Consider the following 17,230-nt stretch of genomic DNA (forward strand, 5'->3'; position numbering starts at 1 on the left):
GGCGAGCAGGTGGTTCCGTCACGCTGGCGGCATGTCGTTGATCAGTCTGGATGAGCCCACGGGCCGCTGTCTGTCGTTCGCCGAGCGGGAGGAGATCGCGCTGCTGCGCGCGAAGGGTGCCGGGGTGCGTGAGATCGCCCGCGAGATCACGCGTGACCCGTCGACGGTCTCTCGGGAGCTGCGGCGCAACGCGGCCACCCGCGGCGGCACCCAGGTTTATCGCGCAGGGGTGGCGCAGTGGAAGGCCCAGCAAGCAGCAAAGCGCCCGAAACCCGCGATACTCGCGGTCAACTCTGCGCTGCGTGAGTATGTGCAGCAGCGACTCGATGGCAGCGTCCGCCGGCCCGGCGGCACCATCGTCGTCGGTCCGGCGACCCGAGCGTGGAAGGGACGCAACAAACCGCACCGCCAGGACCGGCGGTGGTCCACGGCATGGAGCCCGGAACAGATTGCCCACCGCTTGCCGATGGATTTCCCCGATGATGAGTCCATGCGCATCAGTCATGAGGCGATCTATCAGTCCTTGTTCATCGAAGGGCGTGGGGCGCTCAAACGGGAGTTGGTGGCGCGGTTGCGGACCGGCCGGGTACTGCGGGTTCCGCGGGCCAGGACACAGAACAAACCGCAGGGACATGTGACCTCGGATGTGGTGATCAGCAAACGCCCTGCCGAAGCCGCCGATCGTGCCGTTCCCGGGCACTGGGAGGGTGATCTGATCATCGGCACCGGCCGCTCGGCGATCGGCACGGTCGTGGAGCGCAAGAGCCGCTCGGTGATGTTGGTGCATCTTCCCCGCCTCGATGGGTGGGGTCTGGCGCCGCCGCGCAAGAACGGGCCGGCGCTCAGCGGCTACGGCACCGAGGCGATGAATGTCGCCTTGCTCGCCTCGCTGGCGCAGTTGCCGGCGCAGTTGCGTCAGACGTTGACGTGGGATCGGGGCAAGGAGTTGGCCGCGCACGCCCAGTTCACCTTCGAGACCGGGACGAAGGTGTTTTCGCTGACCCGCACTCTCCGTGGCAGCGGCCGACGAACGAGAATACCAATGGTGTTCTGCGTCAGTACTTTCCGAAAGGCACCGACCTGTCCCGATGGTCTGCCCAGGACCTCGAAGCAGTCGCGCTGACGCTCAACAACAGACCACGCAAGGTCCTCGACTGGAAGACTCCCGCCGAAGTCTTTGCCCGACAGCTACACTCACTACAACAACCCGGTGTTGCATCGACCGATTGAACATACCCAATACACGTCGATCGCATTCACCGACCGATTGATCGAAGCCGGCATCGACGCCTCGATCGGGGCCACTGGCAACTCCTTGACAACGCCCTGGCCGAGACGATCAACGGTCTCTACAAGACCGAACTGATCAAGCCTTTCGGGCCGTGGCGCACTGTCGACCAGGTCGAAGTGGCCACCCTGGAATGGGTCGACTGGTTCAACCACCGCCGACTCTACGAGTACTGCGGCGACATGCCACCAGCCGAATGCGAGGCGTTGTACTACCGTCACCACCGAACTCAGCAGATCGCCGAGTTCTCAAACCAGTAGGTCTCCGGACACGCCGGGGCGATTCACGATCAATTTATGGGCCTGAGCAGAACAGGTACCAAATGATACCAAGTGGTATCATTTGACACATGGCGATGACATTGCGACTGTCCGATGAGCAGACCGCTCGGCTGCGTGAAACAGCCGAGCGTGAAGGCGCGTCCATGCAAGCTACGGCTATCCGGGCCATTGAGCTGTACGTGGACCGCCGCACCGCCCGACGCGACGAGCTGCTTGCCCAGATCGTTAAGCGCGACGCGGGTCTGCTGAAGCGCCTAGCTGATTCGTGATCGACTACCTCGACCTCGATGACTTGCTCGTCACGGCGCGCGCCTACCTCGGTCACGAAGCCGAGGTAGGAGACTACGGATTGCTCGAATCGGCGCTGGCTCGGCCAAAAGCGTCCGTGTTCGGTGAGGACGCCTATCCCACGGTCCACGAGAAGGCCGCTTCTCTGCTGGAATCGCTGGTCAAGAACCATGCACTTGTGGACGGCAATAAGCGCCTGGGCTGGGTCGCCACCAGCCTGTTCTATGGACTCAATGGCTACGATCCATCAGCCACAGAAGACGAGCAATACGACTTCGTCATGTCCGTAGCAACCGGCGAACTATCCACGGTCGCGAAGATTGCAAGCCGTCTGGCCGAACTGTTTGTCCCGGCGTAGCTCCACCTGACATCACTCTCCACGCAGAGCGCAAGGGTCAGCAGTACCAGCTTTCGGGAGACCCGGTCCAGGCCTCAACAAGGTAAAGCCGGGGTGACGCAGCCGGGTGACCGGTCCCTATGACGAGGCAAGTCTGGCCACCGGCCCTTATCTTCGATATGTGACTAGCAACGAAGGAACGCCGCAGAATCCTGCCGAGATGTCGGGTATCAATGACCAGGATGTTCGTAATCTTGTATTGAACCTAGCTACATTTATCAACGATCTTGTACAGATTCCTCCGTACGAGCCGAACGTAGATATGGCCGAGATCGACGCATCATATTCCTCAACGCTATACCAGGCGCCATTGACATACACGCATCAATTGATGCGGTATCTACTGGAGGGCGTAAGAGATTCTTTGCTGGGTATTTCAAATACATTTTCGTGCAATTCAATATCGTACATACCGGCTGCGGCTTTGGTACGACAGATCGCCGAGTACAGCGCTGCCGTAAGCTATATATCCGATCCGGCAGATTCAGCTCAGATGCGCATCTCAAAAATGCTCGATATGACTCTATCTTCACTCGTTCAAAATGAAAATGGCGGACATCACCATCCTAAAGTCAGGCAGTTTTATGCGAGATCTAGAGACAGGATCGCAGGATGGAAGGGCGGTACCGATCTACCTAGAGTTAAGAAGCGATTCGTAAACAAGTCGCATGCGGTCGCCGAGCTGTTTAAAGATTTGCCGGACGAGTATCTAGGCAAAGGATATTACGATCGGTTGAGTGGCCTCGCTCATCCTTCTGTTGTCGATCTCACACATGCTATGGAGCTGATGTGGCGAGAAAATCCTGCAATGCAGGCAACGCATTACGGTGAAGCGTGTGCGGATATTTTAGTGGGTGCAAGATGCGCATTTTTCGCGGTCGTACGTTCGACTCAGTTTCACGTGCCCCGGACAGAGTTGGAGCGTGACTTGGTGCAGGTCAGGATCGAACAGCTCCGCTGGTTCATTACGGAATTACTGGCGAGACTGAGCGCATTTCGCAAAACAGCCTCGGAACGTGCGGACGAAGCGTTCCGATTTGCCGGAATGGAAAGACCAGACGACTTTTTCGAGTAGTAATCGTCGACCTAGCATCGTCGGCCTATTCACCGGTACACCGTTACCATCGTCATCGCAAGCATCTGTCGACGACATCCCCGTCGGAACAACGACATTCGCGGCGCTCCGAAGCTATGCGAATGCCTGGTCTGACCGCATGCGGTACATCTTCAGGCCGAGCAGCCGCCACGTGATCGGAACTATTCCGATACCCGTTCCGACGAGCAAAGCCACCGCACCAGAACCGACGATCGCTCGCCAGTCCCAACAGGAGTGCTCGCCGGGCCCAATGACCAGTGCTCCCGCCGCGACCGGAACAGCCAAGAAGGCGTACACCAAACCGGTCCGTAGCCAGGCCGCCCACATGAAGATCTTGTCCAACTCCTGTTTCGTGGCGGTCTTGAGCGCGGTGTAGGCCGCCTCCGCTTTCTCAGCCTCACCCGCGGCCGCCTGCTGGGCCTCGGGTTTCATCGTGATATCCGCTGCCGCTTTAATCGCCTCGGCCCTAGCGGTTTTCGCTGCTTCCGACAGCCCTTGTACCTGCTCAGATGAGGATGTGAGTTCCTCTCTGATGTACGGGCCAACCAACGCGGCGCCAGGTAACAGAAAGGCCAGGATCGCTGCAGCCGACGGGAACGCCACTGCTGAGAAGTCGATGTGGTTCCGGTTCGCGAAGAAGGCGAGCAGAAGCCATCCGATCAACGGAGCAGCTCCGAGCGCGAGCGCCGTCATAGTTTTTGACATCTAGCCATACCTGTTCTCGCCGGCGATGCACCTGCGCACACAGTCTGAATCTCCTCGGCAGCGTTGAATGCACTGATTGATCGCGACTGTGCCCCGCATCGCTACCGCTCGTGCGTGCGCATTCAGCAGTGAGTCGAGCACGGTTGCGGTCTCCAACAGCCGGTCGTAGTCGTCTTTGTAGCCCGACTCTTCTACGTAGGAGTCGAATCTTCCGGCACCGAACAACTGCCGGTACCTCCCTGGACCGACGGTGCCAGACCCTGCGCTGCCATCATCGAACCGACTGCCCTCGATGTCCACCGCGTAACCAAACACCAGTGCATGGGTGATCCAGAAGACTCGCCGTCCTGACAGCATCGACAGCACCGCTGTCTCGAATGGGTCGCGAATCTGTGAGAGGGCTCGAAAGTCACTGTCGCCAGGATCAAAGACCGTACTGAGAACAGGGAAGGCACTGATCACATCGCTGGCCAAAGTCATTGCCCTAGCCTAGGATCGCGCCCGGCTCCGGTACGTCAAAACCACTGATTCCCAAAAGTAGGACAGGGCCTGACGCGGGGATCGATCTGACGGGCACCGGTGAAGGGCAACACCTACAGCGCTCCGGGATGAGAGCATCGAGGTGGGTCACCTGATCGGTATCGCTCCAGATGACTGTTGACCAGTCAACTGGCTCAACAGTTTCGGCCTTTCGGCAGGGGTCAGCTCGAGTCCGACAGCGGGCGTTTAGTATTCCCCCGTGTGACTGAGCCGCTGCCCCGGCCGAAAGCCGTTTGACCGTGCAGCTTTCGCGACCGTCAGTACACGTCGCGCACGTACCGCTTCTCTCGTTTGAGGGTGTTGACGTACTCGGTCGCTTCGTCGATATCGAGCCCGCCGTGTTTCCTGACAATGTCGTGCAGCGCCTTGTCGACATCCTTGGCCATGCGGGAGGCGTCGCCGCAGACGTAGAAGTGGCCGCCGTCCTGCAGCCATGCGAAGAGATCTTTGCCGTTCTCCCGCATGCGCGTCTGGACGTACACCTTGCTGGACTGGTCACGGGAAAAGGCGAGGTCGAGCTGGGTGAGTAGCCCGGAATCCCGCCAGCCGCCGAGTTCTTCGGAATAGATGAAATCGTGTTCACGGTGCTGGTCACCGAAGAACAACCAGTTGCGGCCTTGCGCCCCGCGGTGCTCACGTTCCTGCAGGAAGGCGCGGAACGGCGCGATGCCGGTGCCGGGACCGACCATGATCATCGGTGCATCGTCGGCCGGGACCCGGAACGACTTGTTCGGCTGCAAGAAGATTCGGGCGCGTCCGCCGCGGTCGGCGAGGAAGGTCGAACACACGCCGCCGCGTTCACGGCCCGTGCTCTGATAGCGAACGCTCGCAACCGTCAGATGGACGTGGTCCGGATGAGCCAGGGAGCTCGACGAGATCGAATACGCCCGGTGCTGCAAGGGCTTCAGCAGCCCCACGAACTCCTCGAGGCTCAATGTGTCGCCGCCGATGCGGAGGATGTCGAGCACATCTTTGCCGTACAGCCAACGGTCGAGGACCTCTTTCACACCGCCCCGCAGGGCATGTGAGAACTCCTCGTTTTCGGCGCGACTCTCCACCTCACTCAGCAGATCCTTTGACGGCGTGCTGATCTCGTAGCGCTGGCCGAGCAGCTCGCCCAACGGGTCACCGTCGACCAGGGTGTCGACCGAAACGCGGAAATACGATGCGATGGCCTCGACGAGTGCGGGATCGTTCTCCGGAACGACGGCAAGGGCATCGCCCGCCTCGTAGGTGATCCCGCTGTCGGCGAGTGCGAACTCGTAGTGCCGGATCTCCTTGTCCGAACCGGCGCCGGACAGCAAACGGTTGACCGAAACATCTGCGAGATAAGGGTTTTTGCGAGTCCAACCGGAGCGGGCAATGATGCTCGGTGGGGTCGTGCCGGGGCTTCCGCTGGCGCCGGCGAGGGTGACCAGAGAACCGACGGCGCCCTGAACCCACTCGGCGGCCTGCGCCTCGTAGTCGACGTCGCAATCCGCGCGGCCCACGATACGGCTCGCGCCGAGTTGTTCGAGCCGGGTATCGATCAGCTTGCCGGCCTGGCAGAAGCCGTCATAGCTGGTATCGCCGAGTGCCAGAACACCGTATGACACGGCTTCCAGCCGCGGTGCCTGTGTCGATGACAAGGCTTCCCAGAACAATTCGGCGTTGTCGGGCATCTCACCTTCGCCGTAGGTCGACGTGACGATGAGCAGGTAGCGAAATCCCGCGATCTCGTCGACGGTGATCTCGTCGAGTCCGTTCACCGTGACGTCGAATCCTTGCGCCTTGGCGGCCGCGGCAGTATCAGCCGCAACCGCTTCGGCGTTGCCGGTCTGGGTGCCGTAGAGGATCCATAGTGCCGGCCGCGGCGCCGCGGTGTCGGTGGTCGCCGGGGGCGGCGCCGACAGGTTCATCGCGAGGCGCGAGTGCAGCCCGGCCAGGAAGCCCGAGATCCAGGCCCGTTGATCTTCGTTGAACGGGGCGTCTTCGGGTATGTAGGCGATTTTCATGTGTTCTTCACCTGGTCGACGAGGAGGGTTCCGGCCGCGAACGACGCCGTCACGACAGGGATCACTTGGTGGGCGAACAGCTCCTCGAAGGAGGGCAGACGACCGATCTTGTCGAGGTTCTTGGCGTTCTGGTAGAGAATCCAGCCGCAGGTGCCGAGGCTGTCCGTCGACAACACGTTGCGCTGGGTCAGCGCTTCCTTGTAGTCGGTGATCCGCTTGTCGGCGATGAGGACCGCGAGTTGCTCGTCGTCGAACACCTCGATGGCTTCGCGGGCATGCTTCTGCAGCTTTTGGATGAGGAAGAAGTCCTCGGTCAACACCAGGTTCCGTACGGCTTTGCCGATCTGCGGGTCGGTGATGTCAGTGACGCCGGGTGTCCGCGAAAGTGCCATCTGCTGAGCGATGTTCAGCACGGTGTAGGTGTTGAGCAACGCGAACATCTCTTCGGTGTCGGTATCCCCGTAGCCGGGTACCGACCCGTTCAGCACCATCTGCTGGTCGCGGTAGGACCGCTTGAACTTGTGGACCTGGAATCCCGCGAGTGAGGCGGACAGTTCGTCGAGCAGTTCCTTGCGGGTCTTGGTCGCGAGGATTGCGTCGGAATCCTGATACTGCAGCAGTGCCCGGGGCATCACGTACCGGATCTGGTTTCGGACGTGGTCCCAGTCAGCCAGCAACGCCTGGGCTTTCACCGATCCAGTGGCGTCACGATGCCACTCCAGCATCGTGCGTGCGGCAACCTCGTGAAACGGCGCCTCGATGATCGGTGCCACGAGCGCGGCATCGGCGCTGACCTTCGAACTCAGCTGGCCCGAGGGATCGTATTGATAGAGGAACCCGCCGCTCATGCCGTTGGCGACGCCCTTGCCGAACCCTCCGATGTTGAACACCGCACCGTTGGTCATGTACTCGCACAGGAAGTCACCGACGCCTTCGACCACAGCCGTCGCTCCTGAATTGCGAACCGCGAAGCGATCGCCGGCCGCGCCCGCCACGAACAGCCGGCCGCCGGATGCGCCGAACAGCGCGAAGTTGCCGACGAGCACATTGCCGCCCGGTGCATCCGAACCGCCACCGGGGGAGCGAACGGCGATGGTGCCGCCGCAGGCGCTCTTGCCGACGCCGTCGTTGCAGGTTCCGGTGTGCGTCAAGGTCATACCGTCGTTGCAGAACAGGCCGTAACTCTGGCCTGCCGACCCGGTGGTGGTGATCACGACACTGTCGGGAAGTAGGTAACGCCGGCCGCGGCCATCGGCTGCCACCGATGCGCCGGAAGCGCCCTCGTGGTTGAGCATGCGTTCGATGTCGATCGCCAACTGCCCGCCCACGCTCTTGTTCCGATTGGTCAGCCGCAGCGGCGTCATGGCCACACCGTCGAGATCGAGTTGGTTCAGGAACCCGTCGTCGACGGTGTAGTCCTTCTCCATGTAGATCGGCTCGTCGACGACGAATTCGTCGACGACCGCGAGCATGGCCCGCAAGTCGAGCCGGCCGATGCTCGACGGGTGATCGAGCAGGTGCAGAAGGTCGCTGCGCCCCCGAGCCGCGCGCAGGGACGGCAGGCCGAGCGTCGCCAGGAGCTCACGCACCTCATGCGAGACGTTCAACAGATACTGGGCCAAGGCCCGCGGATCACCTTCGAACGCCTCGGCGTTGGTGGTCAACCCGGCCGGGCACTTGATGTTGCAGTTCTTGGCCATGACGCACTTGAGCATCATGAGTGCGGTGGTGCCGAACTCGAAGCTGTCGGCGCCCAACAGCGCCGATTTCAGCACATCGCTGGCGGTCTGGTGAGCGCCGGAACAGCGCAGCACGACTTTCTGGCGGATACCGTTGGCGCACAGTGCCTGATGAACCTCGGCCACACCGATTTCAGCCGAGCGACCGGCGTACTTGAGGCTCGTGACGGCTGCGGCGCCGGTACCGCCGGTGTTGCCGGCGACGTTGATGACGTCCGCGCCCGCTTTGGCGACGCCGACCGCGATGGTGCCGATGCCTTCCGACGACACCAGCTTCACGATCACCCGCACCCGGGCGGCCTTGCAGTCGTGGATCAGCTGGGCGAGGTCCTCGATCGAGTACGTGTCGTGGTGCGGTGGCGGCGAAACGAGTTCGACACCGGGCGTGCCGCCGCGTGCGGCCGCGATCTGAACCGTCACCTTCGGGGCCGGGAGTTGGCCGCCCTCACCGGGTTTGGCGCCCTGACCGATCTTGATCTCCAATTCGCGCAGCATCGGGTCGGCGAGATAGCCCGCCCACACCCCGAAGCGGCCCGATGCGAACTGTTTGATCCGGGATCCGCGGATGGTGCCGTAGCGCGTGTAATGTTCGCCGCCCTCGCCGCAGTTCGACAGTCCGCCAACCATGTTGGTGCCGTGCGCGACGGCTTCGTGTGCCGGGGCGACCAGGGCGCCGTGGCTCATCGCTCCCGATGCCAGGGTGGCGCTGATCTCGCTGGCCGGCTGCACGGAAGTCAGCGGAATCGATGCCGGTGCCGTCCGGATATGCGCGAGATAGGTCAGCGCTTCGCCGGTGGCACGTAGCCGCAGACAGTCTCCGATGACCTCGGAGTCGACGATCTCACCGCCGAACCGCGCCTGCAGCGACTCCGCGAGCGCGGTCAGACGTTCGGGACTGTGATGGAGCCGTAGCGTGAACTCGTCATCTACCTGCTCGCACGTCAGGCCCCGCACCTGGAAGTCGTTGTTGCCGAACCGCGCGAATTGCCCCATCTCGGTGCGGAACTCGTCGGTGCTGGATACAAAATTCACATCAGCGGGAAAAGCCAGCACGTCCCGCAGCGCCGCCGGCCGGCGCGTCCGCTCGGCGTTCATCGCGAACACGAAGCTGCGGTATCCGGGGGTGATGTCGAAGCTGTTGATCGCGCGCGGCGTCAATTCGTCGAAACTGGTGTTGCGGTAGGCCTCGTCGGTGAGGCCGAATGCGCCTTCGAGCTGATGCAGCGGCAGCTCCCGCAGAAACCCGGGATCGGCCATGTCGGGATTCTCCGGCCGGGCCTCGTCGTCGAACGAGATGGATTCCTCGGTCATGTCGACAAACCCGCGTACCGCCGTTGTCCCGTACGAATGCCCAGCGCCCTCTGCACGTTCCTTGAACAGGCCCAGCAGTGGCACGTCTTTCTCACCGGTCACTGCGAGTGCCCTGGCATGCCAGTCGGCGGCGGTGTCGGCCAGCGTCATGAACCCGACACCGGCGACGGGGGAGACGACATTGGGAAAATACCGCCGCAGCACGGGATCTGCGGTGTCGAGATAGCTGGGCTCGAAAAACTCTCCGCCGATGTAACTTTCGACGGTACAGAGCCCGACCCGGCCCATGGTCTTCATGAGCGACTTCTCGGCCGCCTTGGCGAAATGCCGGAAGGCCGCGGCTGTGTCGTTCTCAGAGCCGCCGAACTTCTCCTCAGCGCGCATCTGCACCGCGAGCGGATACACCGCAGACGCACCGAACCCGAGCACCGTCGCGATGTGATGGGACGAGCACAATTGCCCACTCTCGGCAATCACCGAGACCCGCAACCGCAGCCCTTCCTCGATCAGCCGCTGGTTGATCGCGGAGATCACAATGATGGCCGGCATCGCCGCCATGCTGCTCTCGACGTGCCGGTCGGAGATGACGGCGATGCCACCGGTTGCGCGCGCGAAGGCCTCCACCTCGTCACACAACTCGTCGATGGCGCCGACGAGTGCGCGGGCGTTGGCCTCGGAATCGGTCAGATCCACCGGGTAGCGCATCCCGAACCGCTGCACCGGGGTGTGCGGTTGATCGCGGATCTTGAGCATGTCGAGGTGGGTGAGTATCGGTGATCCGACGACGATCTGCGGGGCCGGTTGTGCGTCGCTGTTGGGCTTGGCGCCGAGCGCCACACGCAGGGTCATACCGTCCGCTTCGCGGATGCTGTCCAGCGGCGGGTTCGTAACCTGTGCGAACCGCTGGGAAAAGTACCGTGCGATTCCGCCTTCATGGTTGGACAGCGCGTTTATCGCCGCGCCGTATCCCATCGCCGAGATCTTCTCCTGCCCGGTGGCCAGCATCGGGTCCATCAGGAACTTGAAGCTCTCTTGATTCAGTGAGTATGCGACGTAGCGTTGATGGCGGTTGAGGTCGCCGTTGTAACGCGCGGGGGAGAGCTGGTTGTCTACCGCGGCGTCCGGCAGGTCGGCGAGGTCCACCCGGGCTTCGTCCAGCATGGCCTGGTAATCAGCCCGTGCGGCAAGCATTTCCAGGGCTTCGGTGGTGGTGTAGGACCTGCCTTCGGCGTGGTCGTAGTAGAGCATGCCGCCGGCTTCGATGCGCCCGCGTTTGATCACCTGATCGGCCGGGAAGTCGACCTGGCCGGCCTCCGACATCACCCCGAGGTATTCGTCGGTTTCCACGGTGCGCAGCGGTCGCAGCCCCAGCCGGTCGAGGCGGGCCCCGATGATCGTGCCGTCGCCGAAGATCACCGCGGCAGGCCCGTCGTTCTTTTCCTCGTAGAGGCTGAAGTACTCGAGCATCGCCCGCACCTGCGGGGTCAACGTCTGATCGTTCTCCCACGCCGGGGGCATCATCGCGACCACGGCGGTCACCAGGTCCAGGCCGTCCTCGAGCACCCGGTTCTGCAGGGTCTGGTCCAGCCGGCAGCTGTCGGATTGGCCCTCCGGGCGGATGATCGCGCGGTTGCGGGACCTGGCGATCGCGTTGTCGGAGAGCCGGTTCTTCTTGTCGGTATTGAGCTCGCCGTTGTGGGCCATGAACCGAAACGGTTGGGCCATGGTCGCGTTGGGTGCAGTGTTGGTCGAGAACCGGGTGTGGAAGAACATCGAGTGCACTTCCATCCGCGGGTCGGACAGGTCGGTGAAGTAGGGCACCACTTCGTTGGAGTTCAGCCGGCCTTTGAGAACCTGGGTCCGGGCACTGAGCGACAGGGGGTACAGCCCGCGCAGCTCGTCGCGGGTGTAGGCCAGGGCTTCGATGGCCATGAGCGCGTCGTGGATCTTGCGGTCGGAGACTGTCTCGGAACCCGCCCAGAACACCCACTGCCGGATGGGTAGCTGATACTTGACCGCGGCGGGCCGGATCGCCGAATTATCCACGGGAACATCGCGTTTGATCAAGATCTCGAATCCCTGTGCCAGCAGGGCGGTCTCGATGACGGCGTCGGCTTCGGCGTGCGAGGCCGGGTCGTTGGGGACGAAGAAGTTGCCCACGCCGAAACGGCCGGGTTGCAGATCGTCGCGTCCGGTGAGGTCGGCGAAGAAGCGTAGGGAGAGGTCGAGGTTTACCCCCGCGCCGTCACCGACGCCCTCCGATGACATGCCACCACGGTGGGGTACCGCGCACAGTGCTTCGTGGAGTTTGCGAATGACCTCGTGGCTCTGAATGCCGTCTTTGCGGGTCAGGAATCCGACACCACAACTGCTCTTCTCATGCTCCGGGTCGTACAGGCCGTTCAGACGTGTTCTCCTCAACCCGCGCCGCGCACGGCGCACCCAACTTGGGACTTTAGGATTTCTCGTCGTTGAGCGAACCCCGCTCGCCTCGACGTGTTACCAGACGGTCGTGAGCGGCGTGCGAGCATCTTAGCTTAACGCAAGTGTTGACGACAGTGCGATCGCGTTCCGGCGGGAACGCCCGCAACTGCGTTAAGAGAATCGCGAGGGGACCGCGGACCACGAGACCGGCGCGACGCGATCAGCCCAGGGCACTGCCTCTTCGAGCTGAGCTGCCAGCTTGAGCAGCAGCGATTCGCCGCCCAGCGGTGCTACGAACTGGACGCCGAGGGGCAGCCCTGCGGCGGTCCAGTGCAGCGGCAGCGAGATTGCCGGCCTGCCCGTGATGTTCGCGAGTTGGGTATACGGAACCCACCCGAGGTTCTTGTCCACCATGTCGTCGATGATCTTGGTGTGGCGCAACAGGCTTGCCGTCCGCGTCCTGATCAGCACATCTGCGACACGCTGCAGTGCCGTCGGCAATTCGAACTCGCCGATCGTCGGTGGCAGCGTCGCCAAGGTGGGAGTCAGCAACAGGTCATACGACTCGAAGTAGGTGCTGAGTCGACGCGTGTGCTGGTGCCGGCGCTGTACGGCATCCACGTAGTCGACGCTGCCGGTGGCCCGGCCGAGCGCGGCCATGATCAGCGTGTCCCGTTCGAACAACTCGTCGCCGGCGCCGGTGAGCCGCTTGGCCTCGGCGAGGTCCCATGCCGTGTACACGAACCAGCTGAGCAGGAAGTCGCGGGCCAGCGCGGCGTCGTCGAATGGAGCTTGTGAAAGTTCGTCGACGTGATGGCCGAGCTCGGTGAGCGCACGTACGGTGGCCGCCACGGCCGCGGCGGCTTCGGGATGCGGGGCGGGGTTGATCGCCGTCGGAACCCGCACCCCGATCCGCAGCTTTCCGGGATCCGCACCCACACACGACGCGTACGACGCATCGGGCAGGGCCGGTAGGTACGGTCCCCACGGTTCACCGCCGCCGATGACGTCGAGCATCGCCGCGGAGTCGCGCACCGTCCGCGATACGACGCCTTGTACGGCCGCGCCGTGCATGGACTCGGCGTACCCGGGGCCCGACGGCGTCAGCCCGCGGCCGGGTTTCAGGCCGACGAGTCCACAGGCCCCCGCCGGGATCCGGATCGATCCGCCGCCGTCATTGGCCCCGGCGCACGGCACGATGCCTGCCGCCACAGCTGCCGCCGAACCGCCCGACGACCCGCCCGGCGTCCGGGTCAGGTCCCACGGGTTGCGGGTTGGCCCCCATGCGAGCGGCTCGGTGATGCCCTTTGCCCCGAATTCTGGTGTGTTGGTCTTCCCGAAGATGACCAGCCCTGCGTCGATCCAGCGCTGCACGATCGTGGCGTGCTCGGCGGCGGGCAGCGACTGCAACGCCCGCGACCCTGCCGAGGTGGGTATGCCCGCGTAATCCTGCGCGAGGTCCTTGATCAAGAACGGGACCCCGGCGAACGGTCCGCTCAGGTCGTCCGGCGGGGACGCCGGAATGTCGCGCACGATGGCGTTGATCCGCGGATTGACCTCGGCTGCGCGCTCCTGTGCGACGGCGAGCAGCTCGGATGGTGAAATCTGCTTGTCTGCAACCAGTTTCGCCAGACCCGTGGCGTCGTGTGCACGATAGGTCTCGAAGTCCATCGCACGAACGTATACGCCGTGGGCGCTGGGTGGTGAGGTACCGCTGCCGGTCAGGACGCGACGAGGTCGTCGATCTGTCCGATCGCTGCGGAGGCGCCTTCGACGACGCCCATCTCCAACAGCTGCTGAAGTGCCTCGGCAGAGGCGCAGGTGCTCACATAGACCGCGCGGGTTCCGCCGTCGTGCTCGCTGAAGGTGTAGACGTTCGTGCACACCGGCATGTCGGGATTCGGGGTGAAGTCCAGGTCGGCGAAACCGTCGATGAAGGAGAAACTCACCGGTTCGTCGACGGCCGTGATTTCCCAGTACCCGGCATGCTTGTCGCCCTCGGGGCCGGTCATGAAGTACGTCACGCGGCCACCGGGCGTGAAGTCATGGTCGACCACCGTCGCGGGATACGTCGGCGGTCCCCACACCTTCTCCAGTTGCCGCGGATCGGCGTAGATCTGCCAGATGCGCTGTACCGGTGCGGCGAACTCGGCCGTGATGGTCAGGGTCAGGTTGTCGAGATCGTGCTGGACGTCGGTCACGGGCATGGTTCAGTCCTCCTGGGGTGTATCGGATGCGATCAATTCGTCGATGCGCGCGATGCGACCACGCCACACTTGCTCCAGCTCGGTGAGCATGGACGCCACCGACCGCACCGCGGCCACGTCGCCGTTGGCCAGCTGTTCTCGACCGCTGCGTCGCTTGGTGAGTAGGCCGGCCCGCTCCAGCACGGCGACGTGCTTCTGTACCGCAGCGAAGCTCATGTCGTACTTCGCCGCAAGCGTGGAAACCGAGTGCTCCCTTGCCATTACCCGGCGCATGATGTCGCGTCGGGTGCGATCGGACAGCGCATGGAACAGAGCGTCTGCCCGGTCCTCGTTGTGCTCGGCCACTCCTACAACATACAACCATACGGTTGTATGTTGTCAAGTCTCTGGTAGGAAAGAGTCGGCCAGCGCTGGTTGGCGTGCCGAGCGGTACACCACCAAGTCGGGTTTCGCGAAATCGCCGAGATCGACATGAGGGCTGTGCTCGGTGCCAGTTCACGACCATGGCGTCGGTTTCGAGGAGGCGATCGGGCAAACCGTGTGCCGCTCGCCCGGGACGGGGAACGTAGCCGGGATCGCTGGGCACATGTATACGGCCCACATAGCCGCACGTAGTGTCGTATTCGACCTGATACTGATAGCCGCCGTGACTTCGTGACGCCAGGAGACGCAGAGAATGAGTTCGCAGAAGCCGACCATCATTTACACGCTCACCGACGAGGCGCCGCTGCTCGCGACGTACGCCTTCCTGCCGATCATCCGCGCGTTCACCGACCCGGCCGGCATCAACGTCGAGACCAGTGACATCTCGGTCGCGGCCCGCATCCTCGCCGAGTTCGGTGACCACCTGACCGCGGAGCAGCGTGTCCCGGACAACCTGGCCGAGCTGGGCCGCCTGACGCAGCTCCCGGACACCAACATCATCAAGTTGCCCAACATCAGCGCCTCGGTGCCGCAGCTGGCGGCCGCCGTCAAGGAGCTGCAGGGGAAGGGTTTCGCGGTACCGGATTATCCGGGAGACCCGAAGACCGACGAGGAAAAGGCCATCCGCGCGCGGTACTCGAAGGTGCTCGGCAGCGCGGTGAATCCGGTGCTGCGTGAAGGCAACTCGGACCGTCGCGCACCCAAGGCCGTCAAGGAGTACGCCCGCAAACACCCGCACAGCATGGGGGAGTGGTCGCAGGCCTCCCGGACCCACGTGGCCACCATGAAGCACGGCGACTTCTACCACGGTGAGAAGTCGCTGACGCTCGACAAGGCGCACAAGGTTCGCATGGAGCTGGTCACCACCGAGGGCCAGACCATCGTATTGAAGCCCGAGGTGACGCTCGACGCGGGCGACATCATCGACAGCATGTTCATGAGCCGCAAAGCCCTCTGCGACTTCTACGAAGAGCAGATGCAGGACGCTTACAAGACCGGCGTCATGTTCTCGCTGCACGTCAAGGCCACGATGATGAAGGTCAGCCACCCGATCGTGTTCGGCCACGCCGTCAAGATCTTCTACAAGGACGCCTTCGCCAAACACCAGAAGCTCTTCGACGAGCTGGGCGTCAACGTCAACAACGGGCTCTCCGATCTCTACGCCAAGATCGAGTCGCTGCCGGCCTCGCAGCACGAGGAGATCATCCGCGACCTGCACGCCTGCCACGAGCATCGGCCCGAGTTGGCCATGGTGGATTCGGCCAAGGGCATCTCGAACTTCCACTCGCCCAGCGATGTCATCGTCGACGCTTCGATGCCGGCGATGATCCGGCTCGGCGGCAAGATGTACGGCGCCGACGGCCGCACCAAGGACACCAAGGCAGTCAACCCGGAGTCCACTTTCTCCCGGATTTACCAGGAGATGATCAACTTCTGTAAGACGCACGGCCAGTTCGATCCGACGACGATGGGCACCGTGCCCAATGTCGGTCTGATGGCGCAGAAGGCCGAGGAGTACGGCAGCCACGACAAGACGTTCGAGATCCCCGCGGACGGTGTCGCCAACATCGTCGACAACGACACCGGCGAGGTGCTGTTGACCCAGAACGTCGAGGTCGGTGACATCTGGCGCATGCCGATCGTGAAGGACCTGCCGATCCAGGACTGGGTCAAGCTGGCCGTCAACCGGGCGCGGCTGTCCGGCATGCCGGTGGTGTTCTGGCTGGACCAGGAGCGTCCGCACGAGGCCGAATTGCGCAAGAAGGTCAACCGGTACCTCGAGGACCATGACACCGAGGGCCTCGACATCCAGATCATGTCGCAGGAACGCGCGATGCGGCACACCATCGAGCGGGCGATGCGGGGTCAGGACACCATCGCGGCGACCGGCAACATCCTGCGCGACTACCTCACCGACCTGTTCCCGATCCTGGAGCTCGGCACCAGCGCCAAGATGCTCTCGATCGTGCCGCTGATGGCCGGCGGCGGGTTGTACGAGACCGGTGCGGGCGGCTCGGCGCCCAAGCATGTGCACCAACTGGTCGAGGAGAACCATCTGCGCTGGGATTCGCTCGGCGAGTTCCTGGCCCTGGGCGCGAGCCTGGAGGATCTCGGCAACAAGTCCGGCAACAAGAGGGCCGTGATCCTGGCAAAGACCTTGGACGCCGCGACCGGCAAGCTGCTGGACAACGACAAGAGCCCGTCGCGCAGGACCGGCGAACTCGACAACCGCGGCAGCCAGTTCTATCTGGCCATGTACTGGGCGGAGGAACTTGCGGCCCAGACCGACGATCCGGAGCTGGCCAAGCATTTCGAGTCGCTGGCCAAGGCGTTGGCCCAGAACGAGGAGGCCATCGTCGCCGAGCTCGCCGGGGTACAGGGCAAGCCGGTCGACATCGGTGGCTACTACGCCGCCGACCGCGAGAAGACGGCTGCGGTGATGCGGCCGAGCAAGACGTTCAACTCGGCCCTGGCTGCGGACGCGAGGAGCAATTAGGGCGTCTGCGGACGCACAGGCCTGACCAGCGCGACTCGGC

10 protein-coding genes and 2 pseudogenes are annotated in these 17,230 nt (G+C 63.3%); 6 read left to right on the forward strand and 6 right to left on the reverse strand.

Annotated elements, in window-relative coordinates; translation table 11 throughout:
- Window positions 1–31 precede the first annotated feature (31 nt).
- From H276_RS23245 to H276_RS24845, 5 genes and pseudogenes are all read left to right on the forward strand, one after another.
- Window positions 32–1,230, forward strand: a pseudogene (locus tag H276_RS23245) (IS30 family transposase).
- 4 nt (window positions 1,231–1,234) lie between these two features.
- Window positions 1,235–1,548, forward strand: a pseudogene (locus H276_RS24235) (integrase core domain-containing protein); the annotation flags it as partial.
- An 89-nt stretch (window positions 1,549–1,637) separates the two neighbouring features.
- Window positions 1,638–1,838, forward strand: a complete 201-nt coding sequence (locus tag H276_RS0118065; protein WP_019972692.1) for a hypothetical protein — start codon at window positions 1,638–1,640, stop codon at window positions 1,836–1,838.
- Entirely contained in the window at window positions 1,835–2,215 is a 381-nt protein-coding gene (locus tag H276_RS0118070; RefSeq protein WP_019972693.1) for a type II toxin-antitoxin system death-on-curing family toxin, read from the forward strand. The genes H276_RS0118065 and H276_RS0118070 overlap by 4 nt, the downstream gene beginning before the upstream one ends.
- A 160-nt stretch (window positions 2,216–2,375) precedes the next feature.
- The gene (locus tag H276_RS24845) at window positions 2,376–3,329 is read left to right on the forward strand and encodes a hypothetical protein (RefSeq protein WP_196807950.1); all 954 of its coding nucleotides are present in this window, start codon (window positions 2,376–2,378) and stop codon (window positions 3,327–3,329) included.
- Window positions 3,330–3,443: 114 nt separating this feature from the next.
- On the opposite strand, the gene H276_RS0118080 is transcribed toward H276_RS24845, so the two are convergent.
- The 6 genes from H276_RS0118080 to H276_RS0118110 all read right to left on the reverse strand — a co-directional run bounded on the left by H276_RS0118080 (window position 3,444) and on the right by H276_RS0118110 (window position 14,615).
- Window positions 3,444–4,055, reverse strand: a complete 612-nt coding sequence (locus tag H276_RS0118080; protein ID WP_019972695.1) for a hypothetical protein — start codon at window positions 4,053–4,055, stop codon at window positions 3,444–3,446.
- Window positions 4,056–4,852: 797 nt separating this feature from the next.
- Window positions 4,853–6,589, reverse strand: coding sequence for a sulfite reductase flavoprotein subunit alpha (locus H276_RS0118090; protein WP_019972697.1), 1,737 nt, complete (start codon window positions 6,587–6,589; stop codon window positions 4,853–4,855).
- Window positions 6,586–12,081, reverse strand: coding sequence for a glutamate synthase-related protein (locus H276_RS23255; protein WP_019972698.1), 5,496 nt, complete (start codon window positions 12,079–12,081; stop codon window positions 6,586–6,588). Before H276_RS23255 ends, H276_RS0118090 begins: the two co-directional genes overlap by 4 nt.
- A 153-nt stretch (window positions 12,082–12,234) precedes the next feature.
- On the reverse strand, window positions 12,235–13,734 hold the full coding sequence (locus tag H276_RS0118100) for an amidase (protein WP_019972699.1): 1,500 nt from the start codon (window positions 13,732–13,734) through the stop codon (window positions 12,235–12,237).
- 50 nt (window positions 13,735–13,784) lie between these two features.
- On the reverse strand, window positions 13,785–14,270 hold the full coding sequence (locus tag H276_RS0118105) for an SRPBCC domain-containing protein (RefSeq protein ID WP_019972700.1): 486 nt from the start codon (window positions 14,268–14,270) through the stop codon (window positions 13,785–13,787).
- 3 nt (window positions 14,271–14,273) lie between these two features.
- A complete protein-coding gene (locus tag H276_RS0118110; protein WP_019972701.1) occupies window positions 14,274–14,615 on the reverse strand; it encodes a helix-turn-helix transcriptional regulator in 342 nt (113 codons plus the stop codon).
- Window positions 14,616–14,946: 331 nt separating this feature from the next.
- On the opposite strand from H276_RS0118110, the gene H276_RS0118120 reads away from it, so the two are divergent.
- Window positions 14,947–17,190 (forward strand): NADP-dependent isocitrate dehydrogenase, encoded by a 2,244-nt coding sequence (locus H276_RS0118120; protein ID WP_019972703.1) that lies wholly within the window; start codon window positions 14,947–14,949, stop codon window positions 17,188–17,190.
- Window positions 17,191–17,230: the final 40 nt, after the last annotated feature.

Origin of the sequence: Mycobacterium sp. 141 (genome assembly GCF_000382405.1) — a bacterium.
GTDB lineage: Bacteria > Actinomycetota > Actinomycetes > Mycobacteriales > Mycobacteriaceae > Mycobacterium.

What these genes read in the sequence shown, in the direction of transcription:
- H276_RS0118065 (WP_019972692.1), top strand. Translation starts at nt 1,638, where the DNA reads ATGGCGATGACATTGCGACTGTCCGATGAGCAGACCGCTCGGCTGCGT.
- H276_RS0118080 (WP_019972695.1), bottom strand. Translation starts at nt 4,055, where the DNA reads ATGTCAAAAACTATGACGGCGCTCGCGCTCGGAGCTGCTCCGTTGATC.
- H276_RS0118090 (WP_019972697.1), bottom strand. Translation starts at nt 6,589, where the DNA reads ATGAAAATCGCCTACATACCCGAAGACGCCCCGTTCAACGAAGATCAA.
- H276_RS0118100 (WP_019972699.1), bottom strand. Translation starts at nt 13,734, where the DNA reads ATGGACTTCGAGACCTATCGTGCACACGACGCCACGGGTCTGGCGAAA.
- H276_RS0118105 (WP_019972700.1), bottom strand. Translation starts at nt 14,270, where the DNA reads ATGCCCGTGACCGACGTCCAGCACGATCTCGACAACCTGACCCTGACC.
- H276_RS0118120 (WP_019972703.1), top strand. Translation starts at nt 14,947, where the DNA reads ATGAGTTCGCAGAAGCCGACCATCATTTACACGCTCACCGACGAGGCG.